The sequence below is a fragment of the Formosa sp. F44 genome (assembly GCF_056238645.1).
Genome location: NZ_JBWDLJ010000002.1, coordinates 715,481 through 728,939, shown reverse-complemented (window position 1 = coordinate 728,939; position 13,459 = coordinate 715,481). Strand labels below are relative to the sequence as shown.

Here is a 13,459-nt window from a genome sequence, read left to right as displayed (position 1 = left end):
CATTTAACTGTTATTCAGAAAATTAAATCGATTACAATTTTATTATGACTACAAATTATTCTGTTAAAAAAACGCCAATAATTAGGATAGTACTTTTTTTGAGTTTAATCTGTTTATACGTTCTTTTTGGATATTATTTAGAGCGTACAGAATATTTTAAATTAATTAGTCTTTATGCAGCATTATTCTTTGTAAGCTACAAGATTTTACAATTAAACAGTGGGACCAATCGTCCTTTATTTATTGTATCCCTATTAGCCCGATTTGTTTTCTTAATGGCCATTCCTAATTTATCCCAAGATTTTTATCGCTTTATTTGGGATGGGCGCATGATTTTTGCTGGTTATAATCCTTATCTACATACACCAGATTCGTTTTTAACAAACGGTATTTTTCCTATACCAGATGCGCAAATTTTATATAATAAAATGGGACCGCTTAGTGCTTCACACTTTACCAATTACCCGCCTGTAAGTCAGTTTTGTTATTATTTAGCAGCTGTAGTGTCTAACCACTCTATTTTAGGTTCGGTTATCGTGATGCGAGTACTTATAATTGCAGCCGATTTTGGAACCTTTTTCTTCGGAAGAAAATTATTAAAAAACCTAAACCTCCCTGTATCCTATATTTACTGGTATATTTTAAATCCGTTTATTATAATAGAACTCACTGGGAATTTACATTTTGAAGGTGTAATGATTTGCTTTTTAGTGATGAGTTTATACTTGCTACAAAAGTTAAAATGGCAATGGGCAGCGGTCGCTTTTTCCCTATCGGTGGCTACTAAGCTAATTCCGCTTATTTTTCTCCCGCTTATTTTTAAACATTTAAATTTGAAGAAAGGTTTTCTATTTTGTGCACTTGTAGGACTTATTAACATCGCATTATTTCTTCCTTTTATTAGTTCAGAATTTATTACCAATTATGCAGGAACCGTTGGACTCTGGTTTAGAAATTTCGAATTTAATGCCAGTATTTTTAATATTGCAAAAGGGATTGGCTATGCCTTTACAGGTTACAATCCAATAAAAATAGTTGGACCTATTATGGCACTATTGGTAATAGTATATATTGCATATACCACGTATAAAGCCCCTTTAAAAGACCTGAAAAGCCTTATATTTAATATGCTTTTAATTATTTCTGTATATTATTTTACAACCACTACGGTCCATCCTTGGTATATAAGCCTTTTGGTAATACTGTCGGTGTTTTCGGGATACAAATATCCTTTGGTTTGGAGCGCAACACTTATGCTTAGTTATCTGGCCTATGCAAGTGCAGACAATGAAGAAAACTTGTGGATTATTGGCTTGGAATACATTTTCGTGTATGGTGCTTTTATTTATGAAGTGATATTAAAGAAGCAAATTAGTCGCACGCCAATGGAGACATTGGAACCACATACAGATCGTTCCTAATTACAATTTTATTCGTTTTACATATTATAAAACATCACATTTTAACTGTATTTGTCACATAAAAAAGGGTTAAATAATCTTTCAATTATTTAACCCTTTTTGGCTGTTATGTTCTTAAGTTTTAAGACAAGATATCTTTAGCGTTACTTTTTATAAGAAAGCACACTTCAAAATATATAAGCTTTTTTTAAAATTCGTTTACGAAATGAGCTTTAAGCTATCTATTCTATAAATAACATCGTCGTTCGCATCTGGAACTTCGACAAATGTTATTTTAAAAGTTTTATCGATATAACTTTCATCATGCTTTAAATCGAATTGTTTTAAAGCTCGAGGATGAATCTCATCGAAAATCATATCCTCACCATTTTCAAACATAAATGTGTACAATCCGTCTATATAAGACTGAAAAACAGCAACCTTCATTTTAATTTATTTTATTATATTATATTTTTTTAATCATTGTCGTCGTCTTCATCCTCGTCTTCAATAGCTTCGGCATCTGCATCGTCTATCTTTACTTCCTCGAAATCTACATCATCGTCATCGATATCTTCTTCGATATAGTTTTCCATCGCTTGAGCTAAACGCACACCTACCTTAACTAAGTAAATGGTGTCTTCTGTTCTTACTTCAACGGCTTCGACAGTTTCATTTTTTGCATTCTTAAAGGAAATTATATCTGCATCATCATAACCATCAGGAAATTTTTCAACTAGAAGATTTAAAATATCTTCATTTAGCTTTTGGTAGTCTACAATTATTCGTTTCATTTTTTATAATAGGGGTTACATATCTAATAAATAGGCGAAAATTAGTGGCGCAACTATGGTTGCATCACTTTCAATAATAAATTTAGGAGTGTCTATATCTAACTTACCCCAAGTTATTTTCTCATTAGGTACTGCTCCTGAATACGATCCGTAACTGGTGGTAGAATCTGAAATCTGACAGAAATAACTCCAGAATGGTGTTTCCGGACGCTCCATATCTTGGTATAACATAGGCACAACACAAATTGGGAAATCTCCTGCAATTCCTCCTCCAATTTGGAAGAAACCAATGCCGTTTTCAGAATTATCTGTGTACCAATCTGCTAAGAATGTCATGTATTCTATACCAGATTTCATGGTGCTGGCTTTTAATTCGCCTTTAAGCACATAACTTGCAAAAATGTTACCCATAGTACTATCTTCCCATCCTGGACAAATAATAGGTAGGTTTTTCTCTGCTGCGGCATACATCCAAGAATCTTTTAAATCGATCTCGTAGTACTCTTCTAACACACCTGACAATAACATTTTATACATATACTCATGTGGCAAATAACGTTCTCCTTTAGCTTCTGCTTCTTGCCATATTTTGAAGATATGTTTTTGTAAACGTCTAAACGCTTCTTCTTCTGGAATACAGGTATCTGTTACACGGTTAAGTCCTTTTTCTAATAAATCCCATTCGTCTTGAGCCGTTAAATCACGATAATGAGGCACACGTTTGTAATGTGAATGTGCGACCAAGTTCATGATATCTTCTTCTAAGTTAGCTCCTGTACATGAAATAATTTGCACCTTATCTTGGCGAATCATTTCTGCAAAGATTTTACCTATTTCGGCAGTACTCATTGCTCCGGCTAGGGATACTAACATTTTAGCACCTTTGTTTAACTGGTCTTCATACCCTTTAGCAGCATCTACTAGCGCAGCAGCATTAAAGTGTAAATAATATTTTTCTATAAAATCTGAAATTGCTCCTTTAGTACTCATCGTCTTCTATGAATTTAGATGTGTTATTTTTTGTTTTTTTACTTTCGAATGTATTGTCGTAGTCATCATCTATATTTTCATCCATAAATTTATAACTCAACATTTTATAATACAACTTTGCTGCTAAGAAATCTGAAGATTTCTCCTTCTTATTAGGGCAAAGTTCTACAATATCAAATCCTACAACGTTTTTCTCTTCGAATACTTTCTTTAAAAATTCTAAGGTTTCGTACCAAAATAATCCTCCTGGTTCTGGCGTCCCGGTGCTTGGCATTATAGACGGATCTAAAGCATCTAGATCGAATGTAATAAACACGTTGTCCGTCATTTGATCGATTGCACTATCCATCCAAAATTCGTTTGTAGCCAACTCGTGTGCGAAATAAGTTTTATCCTTATCCATAACGGTAGTCTCGATTACATCCATAGAACGAATTCCAACTTGAATTAAGTTGGTTGTTTGACTGGCTTCGTAAACAGCACAAGCATGATTACAAGACGACCCGTGATAGGTTTTACGTAAATCGGCATGCGCATCGATATGCAATACTGTTAAGTCGTTAAAACACTCGTTAAACGCTCTAATAGACCCTATAGAAATAGAATGCTCTCCACCAAAAAGTGTGACAAACTTATTCTTCTTAATATATTTTTTAGTGACTTTATGAACCGCATCCACCATAGCTTCTGGAGAACTATTCTCACGAACAGCATCGGCCAAAAACACACCTTGCTGGTATACCTCGGTTTGTGTTTCTATATCGTAAGTTTCCATGTTTTCTGAAGCATCTAAAAAAGCCTCTGGCCCTTTATCTGCTCCTTTTTGCCATGTACTTGTCCCATCGTAAGGCACTGGAATTAAAACAATCTTAGATGTTTCTAATTTTGAATAATCTTCAGGAATTCCAGCATAAGTTTTATTGCTCATTGTAACCTAATATTTTAAGTAAGTCTTCACTTTTTTGTTGTTCTACAAATAATTTTTTTGTGATGTTTCCATCGGCATCTTTATCTATTAAAATATGCTTTGGAGTCGGAATTAAACAGTGCTGTAAGCCTCCAAATCCACCAATAGTTTCTTGGTAGGCGCCTGTATTAAAGAATCCGATATATAATGGTTTATCTTTATTATATTTTGGCAAGTAAATCGCATTCATATGCTGTTCACTGTTATAATAATCGTCGCTATCGCAAGTTAATCCTCCTAATAACACACGTTCGTAACTTTCGTGCCAACGGTTAATTGGTAACATGATAAAACGTTTATTTATTGCCCATGTATCCGGTAAAGTTGTAATGAAAGACGAATTAATCATGTTCCATTTCTCACGATCGTTTTGTTGCTTCTGGTATAATACCTCGTAAATAGCACCGCCACTTTCTCCTACTGTAAAACTACCAAATTCTGTAAAAATGTTTGGTACATCGACTTCTTCTTCTTCGCAAACCATTTTGATTTGATTTAAGATTTCGTCAACCATATATTCGTAATCAAAATCGAACGCTAATGAGTTTTTAATCGGAAATCCTCCACCTATATTTAAACTATCTAAAGATGGGCACACCCTTTTTAAAGACGTGTATACCTTTAAACATTTTACTAATTCGTTCCAGTAATAGGCATTATCACGAATTCCAGTATTTATAAAAAAGTGAAGCATTTTAAGCTCGACTTTCGGATTATCTTTAATCTGACGGTTATAAAAAGGCACTATATTCTTATAGCCAATTCCTAAACGCGATGTATAAAATTCGAATTTTGGTTCTTCTTCTGAAGCGATACGAATCCCTACATTAAATTTACCCTTAATTTCTTGAGATAATAAATCGATTTCTTCGTAATTATCAATAATCGGAATTGCATTTTTATGCCCGTTATTAATTAATCGTGCAATGTTAGTTATATATTGCTCACGTTTAAAACCGTTACTAATAACGTACGTCTCATCTGTAATTTTCCCTTCTCTTTTTAAATTCTCAACAATATCAATATCGAATGCCGAAGAGGTTTCTATATGAATGTCGTTTTTTAAAGCCTCGTGTAAAACATGTTTAAAATGTGAACTTTTGGTACAATAACAGTAGTTATACTTTCCTTTATAGTCGTTCTTTTCTATGGCCTTTGCAAACCATTGTTTAGCACGAGAAATATTATTTGAAATCTGAGGTAAATAGGTGAATTTTAATGGCGCACCATATTCTTCAACCAATTCCATTAGATCTATATCGTGAAATTGAAGCGTTTTATCTTCTAATTTAAATTCTTCTTGTGGGAAATAAAATGATTGATTTATTAAATCAATATATTTAGTATTCATGGTAATTTGATATAATAATTAAAATAAACATTTAAGATACACAGTATTATCTGTGTAGAAAAATAAATAATATTAATTATCTATCAAATTTGTATTTGACTTTGGGTTGTAGGCATAAAGCCAAAGACATGTTGGCTTTTAATTATGGAGTATGCGGAAGTTAGCTCTAAAATTCGGTTGCTTATCCTATAAGCGGCTTTTGAATATGACTTCCTAATTTTCAAAAGCCCGAACACACAAACAATTTTCATTATGTTCAGCTAATAGCTTGTACAAATGTGCTATAAAAAATCGAAAAAAAAAGATTTTTTTCGATTTTTTTTAAAAACTTTTAAAACCTGATTTACAGCATTTTAAGATTCACAATTTCTTGTTCTGTTAAGTTCTTCCAGTGTCCGCGTGGGATATCTTTTTTAGTAAGTTGTCCAATACTAACACAATCAATCTTTACGATATCATATTTTAAATAATCGAAAATTGTTCTAATGATTGTACTACCTGTATTTTTAACTTTTAATCCGATTTCTTTTTTAGAACCTTTATCGATATAACTTATTTCTTCTACTGCAACAAGTTTACCTTCTACTTTAAAACCTTCTCTAATTTTAGTAAAATCTTCGTGCTTTAAATTTTTATCAAGTTCGATATGGAATAATCTAGGAACACCATTTTTAGAGTTCGTAAACTTACTCACGATATCCTCGTCGTTTGTAAATAGAATAAGACCTAAAGAATTTCTTCCTAAACGTCCGATTGGTTTTATTTTAGAAGAGGTGGCATTAGCGACTAAATCCATTACTGTACGTCCTTTACCCTCGCTAGTTGTAGTAGCAAAACCTTTTGGCTTGTTAAGTAATACGTAGGCTTTCTTTTCTGGGTTTACGCGTGCACCATCAAAACGAACTTCGTCTTCCAGTTTTACCTTATAACCCATTTCGACTACCACTTTACCATTTACAGATACTAAACCTGTAGCGATATGCATATCGGCGTCTCTACGAGAACAAATACCCGAATTGGCAATGTATTTATTTAAACGGATTTCTCCGGGATTCGAATTTTTAGGTGCAGACTTTGGCTTATCTGTAACCACCTGTTTTTTAATAGGCGCATTTCCTCTTGCATAACTTGTATTTCGTGTATTTCCTGTTCCACGTCCTGAAGCTTTTCCTTTATTGTTGCTGCCTTTTTGCTTATTCATTGTGCTATATTTATTTTGTGCAAAGATATACTAAATTTACGATTTTTTATTTTTATACAAATCCTTTTAAAAAAGTCGGTTTAACACCAAATCTGTATCGATTAACAGGACACTAAACACACCCGAGAAAATGATAAATTTTAGAATATTATGAAGAATTAAATAGTGTTTTCTAGAGCTCGAATTCCATAACAAAACCAAAAACATAGCCAGGAGAAACATCATGAAATAAAAGAAATAATACATGTGGCCTATTTCGTATTTAGCTAATAAAAAATACGTGGGTACTAAGGTTAAGAACACCAAAACGGTAAGCATTATTTTAGAGTATTTCTCGCCATAAACTATAGGAATCGTTTTATAACCCTGCGCTAAATCTCCGGGCATATTCTCCAGATCTTTAGTTAATTCTCGCATAGATATTATTAAAAACAGATACATAGCATGTACAAAAATAACATGCTCGAAATTCTGATAATACATAAAAATAGCGAAAAATGGTGTAATAGTTAACACGGCAGAAGCTAGATTCCCTATAAAAGGCATCTTTTTTAATTTATGCGAATAAAACCAAATTGCGAAAATATATAAGGCAAAAAAGAGTACGGCTTTAAACGAAACATAACTTGCCATAACAACAGCTAGTAAGTTAAGAACAAAATAAAAAGAGAGTTTTACATTCTGACTGATTAAACGATCGAGCATAGATTTTTGAGGCCGATTGATTAAATCTTTTTCCGAATCGTAGAAGTTATTAATAATATAACCCCCCGCTATAGTTGCCGAAGACGCCAAAACCAGCATAAATAAATTAAGGTCGAAAACAACCTCCCGAACCGGCTTATCATGCGCTAGAATATAAACTGCCGTTACATATTGTGCAACAACAACCATAAGCACATTATATCCTCTAACCACAGAAAACATACTGAAAAATTTCAATAAAATATGTTTATGTTTTCTAGAGAACATAGCTACAAATTAAAAAAAATGAAAATTAAAAACGACTGTACTGCCGACTAGAAATTATATACAACTTCTAGTTTATGACCGTGAAGTGCTTGTTTTGCTTTTTCAAAATCTTCAGCAAAACCAAGAATATAACCACCACCACCAGAGCCACAAAGCTTTAAGTAATAATCGTTAGTATCTAAACCTTTTTTCCATAAATCGTGAAACTGTTGCGGAATCATAGGTTTAAAATTATTTAATACCACTTTAGATAATTGCTTTGTATTTTTAAACAAGGATTTCATATCTCCTTTTAAAAAATCGTCCACACAAGCATCGGTATGTTTTACAAACTGATTTTTAATCATATTTCTAAAACCTTCTTGCTTCATGTTTTCCATAAAAATATGAACCATCGGAGCTGTTTCTCCAACAATACCACTATCTATTAAAAACACAGCACCTTTTCCATCACTCTTTTGCGAAGGAATACCTGTAGCTTCAATATTATCTTTAGAATTAATTAAGATAGGAATGCTTAAATAACTATTTAAAGGGTCTAAACCTGAAGACTTTCCATGAAAGAAAGATTCCATTTCAGAGAAAATAGATTTTAATTTAAATAATTTTTCACGTGTAAGATTTTCAAGAACCGTAATTTTATCTTCTGCATACTTATCGTAAAGTGCAGCAACCAATGCACCACTACTTCCAACACCGTATCCTTGAGGAATAGACGAATCGAAATACATACCCGCTTCAATATCCTCGTTTAACGTTTTTAAATCGAATACTACTAAATCGGCACTAATAGTACCCAAATAAGTTGCGTAACGCTTTAAACTTTGGTTAGAACTAATAGTTTTATCAGTTGGTGTGGTAGCCATTTTTAATGCGCCATTATAAAAGTTATAAGGAATAGACAATCCCTTGCTATCTTTTATGATACCATATTCACCAAAAAGTAAAATTTTAGAATAAAATAAAGGTCCTTTCACGTAATTTTAATTAAAATTAACATTGCAAAGCTAATGATTATTATTCACATATTTTCACCCCGTTAAAAATTAATGAAACAGACGCTTTCTCTCTCGTTTTAAAAGTGTTAGAAACGTCAAGCGTTATTACATTTGTGATAATAAATAACAGATTAAAATCATATTTCTAGATAAAAACACATACTAAACTGATTATTTTTAGTTTAGATAAAATACAATCTAAAAAACAATGCTTGCTTAATATTCCACTTTAATGACTCATATTTATTTGTTTAGCCCCAAAACCTATTTCGTCGCAAATAAATTGTCCGTTTTGGCAATGGCTAGCTAATTCCGTTTTAATGAATTTTAAGATGACTTCAGCTTGAGATTTCGGATACAACACATGTACGTTAGCACCGGCATCTAAAGTAAACCCAATATGTAAACCGGTTTCTTTTCTAAATGACCAGATTTTATTAATCACCTCTAGCGTATTCGGTTTCATTAATATAAAATAAGGCATACTCGTCATCATCATAGCATGTAAGGTTAACGCCTCACTTTCTATAAGTGCGATAAACGCATCTAAATCTCCAGATTCTAAGATAGGTTTCAGACTTGCTAAATTTTCATGAGCTTGTGCAAAACGCTGTGCCGCAAATGGATGTCCGTGCATTAAATTATGACCAACGGTGCTACTAACTTGCTTTTCACCTTTATCGACTAACAATATAGTATCCTGATAATTTTTAAAATTCTCATGCACTGCATACGGATATTTCACACCGAATAAATCTGAACTGCCTTCAACCGTTTCGTTTTCGCCCCAAACAATTAAGTCGCCTTCAATACTTCTACAGGCAGAACCCGAACCTAATCGCGATAAAAATGAGGCTTTCTGATTGAAAAACGCAGTTGTCATCTCAGGCTGAAGTTGTTGCTCTAAACTCATTAAACACAATGCCAAAGCACTCATGCCTGAAGCAGACGAAGCGATTCCAGAACTATGCGGAAAGGTATTGGAGGTTTCAATTTTAAAAGTATAATCCTTTAAAAATGGCAAATACACGAGAACACGCTCGAAAAAGGTTTTAATTTTTGGCTGAAAATCCGGTTTATGTTCTCCATCTAAATAAACCTTAAAATCGAAATCTGAAGTCGTTTCCTTTTTAGAATACGATAAAACTGTGGTGGTTTTACACGCATTAAGTGTGAAACTTATAGATGGATTTTCAGGAATCTGATCCTTTTTCTTACCCCAATATTTTATAAGTGCAATATTGCTTGGAGACTCCCAAGACACGGTTCCTTCGGTAATGTCTTTAGAATAGACTTGAGGAATAAATTGTTGTTCGGTCATGAATTTATAAATCTGAGCACAAAGATAACAACTTCTGCATCGTTTTAAAATTTCTTGTGGTTGCCGAGACTTTTAATTTCCGTTCAAAAAAATTGTTATTGCATTTTGCTTTTCCATAACCGTGTTCCGAATAGAAATACACACAAGAATCTGCAATAACAAACGTTTCTCCGACAACAGTTTCATTAGAAACGGATTCCACAGCATCAGACTTTGGAATCTCTCCCAAAAGCGTAAAATAACTGTTTGATTTCTGTGCTTCTGAAAACGGATTAGAATCAAAAATCTCTTGAAATTGCAATTGACTTTTAACTAAAACCGGCACTTCAAATCCGAAGACATTTAAAATGGATTCTCTAATCTTAGTTTCTAAAATTAATGCATGTTCCTCTGAAGATTGAAACACCACATTCCCACTTTGTATATACGTTTTTACATTTTCGAAACCTAAATCGGACATTAGCGTTCGTAAATCTGCCATCGGGACTTTTTTCTGTCCCGACACATTTATTCCACGTAATAATGCAATGTATGTTGTCATGCCTTATTAGAAATTGCTTTAGACACAATGTAAGCGCCTGTCCATGCATTTTGGAAATTAAATCCGCCAGTAACGGCATCTATATTAATAACTTCTCCCGCCAGATACAGATTTTTATGCAGTTTACTTTCGAAAGTTTTAAAATTGATTTCTTTTAAATCGACTCCTCCAGCGGTTACAAATTCTTCTTTAAACGTACTTTTACCATCTACTTTAAAAACAGCCTGCGTTAACTGTCCGGCTAAACCCTCTAACTGATTTTTATTTATATCGCCCCAACGGCTATCTTCTGTCATTTCTGAAGCCAACACCAATTGTTGCCACAAACGTTTAGGCAAATCGAATTGCGGAAACTTAAACACCGTTTTCTTAGCTGAATCTAATTTTACTTGTTTCAGTTGCTCTAAAACAGCTACTGTAGCTTGTTTCACAAAATTAACTTCAACCTCAAATTTATAATCCCGTTTTGCTAATTCTAATGCTCCAAAAGCCGATAACTTTAAAATCGCTGGCGCACTCAAACCCCAATGGGTGACTAACAAAGGCCCTTCTGAATATAAATCTGTACCAAGCACCTTAACCTCGACATTCTGAGCTACGACACCAGGAATATCTTTTAAACGATTGTCTTTTATATTAAAGGTAAATAAAGACGGTACAGGTTGCGAAATGCTATGCCCTAAACCTTCTAATAATTTCCATATTTTAGGACTACTTCCAGTGGCAACTAATAGTTGTTCTGCTTTAAAAGTATCGTGATTGGTTTCTATTTCCCAAGCCTCATCACGTTTAGAAATTGTTTTTACACCCTGATTGGTTAAAACATCAACGTTATGCTTTTTAGCTTCAAAAAGAAAACAATCGATTATAGTTTGCGACGAGTCCGAAACCGGGAACATTCTCCCATCCTCTTCAATTTTTAATTCCACGCCACGTTCTTCAAACCAAGCCGTGGTATCTCCCGTCATAAACTGATGAAATGGACCCAACAATTCTTTTTCGCCTCTGGGGTAATATTTCACTAATTCTTGAGGTACAAATTCGGCATGCGTTACATTGCAACGTCCGCCACCAGAAACTTTCACTTTTCCTAGAACCTCTTTTCCACGTTCTAAAATGGCGACTTTATATTGCGGATTCTGCTCTGCAATATTTATCGCAGCAAAGAAACCTGCAGCTCCTCCTCCAACGACAATCACATTATATTCTTTCATACCCTATCTGGATTATCAGAAATTATGGCATCTACACCATAATCTTTCATTCTATTTATAGTCGCTTTATCGTTAACCGTCCACACGTTAACGGCGTAACCTTTGCTCTGAGCAAGCTTTACATTGTCGCGTGTTACAATTGCGGCACCCGGATGAATGGCTTTAGCCTTCACTGTTTCAGCAAACTCTATCGCTTCAGCCATATTTGCTTTAGTTAAAACACCCAACGGAATATTTTTATCAATATTAAAAACAGCCTCTATTTCGTGATGCTGGAAGCTAGACACTAAAAAATCTGAATATTGCCACCCTCGATTTTTAATATAATTCTGAATGGTCTCACAGGTTGCTTTAGCGGTAGATTTACCTTTTAATTCAATATTCAAAATACATTTTCTATCTATCAAATCTAAAACCTCATCTAAAGTCGGAATAGCAAACTGCTCATTGACTTTTAATAGTTTAAGTTCAGAAAGGGCATGTTTTGCCAGTTCCCCTTCACCATTTGTCATCCGATCTAAAGTAAAATCATGAAACACAACCAATTCGCCAGTTGCACAACAATGCACATCGATTTCTATACCATCTACATTAAAATCTAATGCTTTTTGGATGGATTCCAATGTGTTTTCTGCAATATAGGCTTTGGCCCCGCGATGTCCCATAACCAAACATTTAGACTTCATGTACTAGTCCTGTTTTTTAACCATTGGTCGCATTAATCCTTCCTGTGCCACGCAGGCAATAAGTTTTCCGTCTCTAGAAAAAATATTTCCTTTGGCAAAACCACGTGCACTTGAGGCATTTGGTGTTTCAATGGAATACAACATCCAATCGTCATAATCGAAATCTCTAAAAAACCACATCGAATGATCTAAACTAGCCATTTGGGTGTTCCCAAAGTGAGCTTCACTAGCATGTGGCAATAAGGCTGCAGCTAATATATTGTAATCGGATATATAGGTTAATATTTGTTGTTTTGTAGCCAAATCTGCATCGGCAATTGGCGTTTTAAGCTTAAACCATATGTTAGAATATGGTGGTAAATTCTCCTGTTTTAATGGGTTAATAACCTCAACAGGCTTAAATTCTATTGGACGTTCTATTTCTAAAAAGTGCTTGGTAATTTTTGGCAATACACTACCATATCGCGCTAACATTTCGGTCCAACTTAGTAACTCTTCAGGTTGTTTTAAGTTCGTGTTCATCTCTATTTGATGATCGTGACCTTCTTCAGCCTTATGGAAAGAGGCCGCTAAAATAAAAATGGCTTTCCCATTCTGACTTGCTAACACACGACGTGTAGAAAAACTACCACCATCGCGTACTTCATTTACCTCAAAAACTATGGGTATATTTAAATCTCCCGCTTCTAAAAAATAAGCATGAAGCGAATGTAGTATCCGACCATTAGTTATGGTTTTATACGCTGCATTTACCGATTGAGCCAATACTTGGCCACCAAAAACATGAGGACTTCCAATTGTTTTGCTAATTCCTTCGAATTGAGAAGGGGCAATTGTTTTTAAATCCAAAAGTTCTAATAACTCGTTTGCTGACTTCATATAAATAGGGGTTTATTAAATTCAAAATTATTAAAATGATTTTTGAAAGTATCACTTTAATCTGTTTTTATCACATTTGAGCAACTATTAGCTTCCAAACTTAAACCGAGCTATAACTATTATGCAAAAAACCCAAGTGATTAAC

At 33.9% G+C, this 13,459-nt stretch carries 14 protein-coding genes; 1 reads left to right on the top strand and 13 read right to left on the bottom strand.

Annotated features, from left to right (window positions below):
- Positions 1-44: 44 nt before the first annotated feature.
- Positions 45-1,421, top strand: coding sequence for an MptA/MptB family glycosyltransferase (locus AC0UBM_RS08180; RefSeq protein ID WP_475688288.1), 1,377 nt, complete (start codon positions 45-47; stop codon positions 1,419-1,421).
- Positions 1,422-1,619: 198 nt separating this feature from the next.
- Here AC0UBM_RS08180 and AC0UBM_RS08175 read toward each other — a convergent pair whose 3' ends face one another.
- The 13 genes from AC0UBM_RS08175 to AC0UBM_RS08115 all read right to left on the bottom strand — a co-directional run bounded on the left by AC0UBM_RS08175 (position 1,620) and on the right by AC0UBM_RS08115 (position 13,314).
- Complete coding sequence (locus AC0UBM_RS08175; protein WP_414036330.1) at positions 1,620-1,847, bottom strand: hypothetical protein; 228 nt, start codon at positions 1,845-1,847, stop codon at positions 1,620-1,622.
- Between the two features lie 29 nt (positions 1,848-1,876).
- Positions 1,877-2,194, bottom strand: a complete 318-nt coding sequence (locus AC0UBM_RS08170; RefSeq protein ID WP_414036331.1) for a hypothetical protein — start codon at positions 2,192-2,194, stop codon at positions 1,877-1,879.
- 15 nt (positions 2,195-2,209) lie between these two features.
- Complete coding sequence (locus tag AC0UBM_RS08165) at positions 2,210-3,184, bottom strand: deoxyhypusine synthase family protein (protein ID WP_414036332.1); 975 nt, start codon at positions 3,182-3,184, stop codon at positions 2,210-2,212.
- Positions 3,174-4,112 carry an agmatinase gene (gene speB, locus AC0UBM_RS08160; RefSeq protein WP_434037571.1) on the bottom strand — a complete coding sequence of 313 codons (939 nt, stop codon included), beginning with the start codon at positions 4,110-4,112 and terminating at the stop codon, positions 3,174-3,176. Before speB ends, AC0UBM_RS08165 begins: the two co-directional genes overlap by 11 nt.
- Entirely contained in the window at positions 4,102-5,502 is a 1,401-nt protein-coding gene (locus tag AC0UBM_RS08155; RefSeq protein ID WP_414036334.1) for an arginine decarboxylase, read from the bottom strand. Before AC0UBM_RS08155 ends, speB begins: the two co-directional genes overlap by 11 nt.
- A gap of 343 nt (positions 5,503-5,845) precedes the next feature.
- Positions 5,846-6,703 (bottom strand): pseudouridine synthase, encoded by an 858-nt coding sequence (locus AC0UBM_RS08150; protein WP_475688287.1) that lies wholly within the window; start codon positions 6,701-6,703, stop codon positions 5,846-5,848.
- A 66-nt stretch (positions 6,704-6,769) separates the two neighbouring features.
- Positions 6,770-7,675, bottom strand: coding sequence for a geranylgeranylglycerol-phosphate geranylgeranyltransferase (locus tag AC0UBM_RS08145; protein ID WP_414036336.1), 906 nt, complete (start codon positions 7,673-7,675; stop codon positions 6,770-6,772).
- Positions 7,676-7,722: 47 nt separating this feature from the next.
- Positions 7,723-8,652, bottom strand: coding sequence for a mevalonate kinase family protein (locus AC0UBM_RS08140; RefSeq protein ID WP_475688286.1), 930 nt, complete (start codon positions 8,650-8,652; stop codon positions 7,723-7,725).
- 250 nt (positions 8,653-8,902) lie between these two features.
- Positions 8,903-9,994: a diphosphomevalonate decarboxylase gene (locus tag AC0UBM_RS08135; protein ID WP_475688285.1), complete on the bottom strand. Its 1,092-nt coding sequence runs from the start codon at positions 9,992-9,994 to the stop codon at positions 8,903-8,905.
- Positions 9,995-9,998: 4 nt separating this feature from the next.
- A complete protein-coding gene (locus AC0UBM_RS08130) occupies positions 9,999-10,535 on the bottom strand; it encodes a DUF1697 domain-containing protein (protein ID WP_475688284.1) in 537 nt (178 codons plus the stop codon).
- The gene (locus AC0UBM_RS08125; protein ID WP_475688283.1) at positions 10,532-11,749 is read right to left on the bottom strand and encodes a BaiN/RdsA family NAD(P)/FAD-dependent oxidoreductase; all 1,218 of its coding nucleotides are present in this window, start codon (positions 11,747-11,749) and stop codon (positions 10,532-10,534) included. Before AC0UBM_RS08125 ends, AC0UBM_RS08130 begins: the two co-directional genes overlap by 4 nt.
- A complete protein-coding gene (locus AC0UBM_RS08120; protein WP_475688282.1) occupies positions 11,746-12,435 on the bottom strand; it encodes a glycerophosphodiester phosphodiesterase in 690 nt (229 codons plus the stop codon). Before AC0UBM_RS08120 ends, AC0UBM_RS08125 begins: the two co-directional genes overlap by 4 nt.
- Before the next feature lie 3 nt (positions 12,436-12,438).
- Positions 12,439-13,314, bottom strand: a complete 876-nt coding sequence (locus tag AC0UBM_RS08115; RefSeq protein WP_434037565.1) for an acyl-CoA thioesterase — start codon at positions 13,312-13,314, stop codon at positions 12,439-12,441.
- Positions 13,315-13,459 lie beyond the last annotated feature (145 nt).

Excerpts from the sequence above, each read along its gene's own strand:
- AC0UBM_RS08135 (WP_475688285.1), bottom strand. The coding sequence starts at position 9,994 with ATGACCGAACAACAATTTATTCCTCAAGTCTATTCTAAAGACATTACC.
- AC0UBM_RS08180 (WP_475688288.1), top strand. The coding sequence starts at position 45 with ATGACTACAAATTATTCTGTTAAAAAAACGCCAATAATTAGGATAGTA.
- speB (WP_434037571.1), bottom strand. The coding sequence starts at position 4,112 with ATGAGCAATAAAACTTATGCTGGAATTCCTGAAGATTATTCAAAATTA.
- AC0UBM_RS08170 (WP_414036331.1), bottom strand. The coding sequence starts at position 2,194 with ATGAAACGAATAATTGTAGACTACCAAAAGCTAAATGAAGATATTTTA.
- AC0UBM_RS08125 (WP_475688283.1), bottom strand. The coding sequence starts at position 11,749 with ATGAAAGAATATAATGTGATTGTCGTTGGAGGAGGAGCTGCAGGTTTC.
- AC0UBM_RS08120 (WP_475688282.1), bottom strand. The coding sequence starts at position 12,435 with ATGAAGTCTAAATGTTTGGTTATGGGACATCGCGGGGCCAAAGCCTAT.
- AC0UBM_RS08165 (WP_414036332.1), bottom strand. The coding sequence starts at position 3,184 with ATGAGTACTAAAGGAGCAATTTCAGATTTTATAGAAAAATATTATTTA.
- AC0UBM_RS08155 (WP_414036334.1), bottom strand. The coding sequence starts at position 5,502 with ATGAATACTAAATATATTGATTTAATAAATCAATCATTTTATTTCCCA.
- AC0UBM_RS08115 (WP_434037565.1), bottom strand. The coding sequence starts at position 13,314 with ATGAAGTCAGCAAACGAGTTATTAGAACTTTTGGATTTAAAAACAATT.
- AC0UBM_RS08130 (WP_475688284.1), bottom strand. The coding sequence starts at position 10,535 with ATGACAACATACATTGCATTATTACGTGGAATAAATGTGTCGGGACAG.
- AC0UBM_RS08150 (WP_475688287.1), bottom strand. The coding sequence starts at position 6,703 with ATGAATAAGCAAAAAGGCAGCAACAATAAAGGAAAAGCTTCAGGACGT.
- AC0UBM_RS08175 (WP_414036330.1), bottom strand. The coding sequence starts at position 1,847 with ATGAAGGTTGCTGTTTTTCAGTCTTATATAGACGGATTGTACACATTT.
- AC0UBM_RS08145 (WP_414036336.1), bottom strand. The coding sequence starts at position 7,675 with ATGTTCTCTAGAAAACATAAACATATTTTATTGAAATTTTTCAGTATG.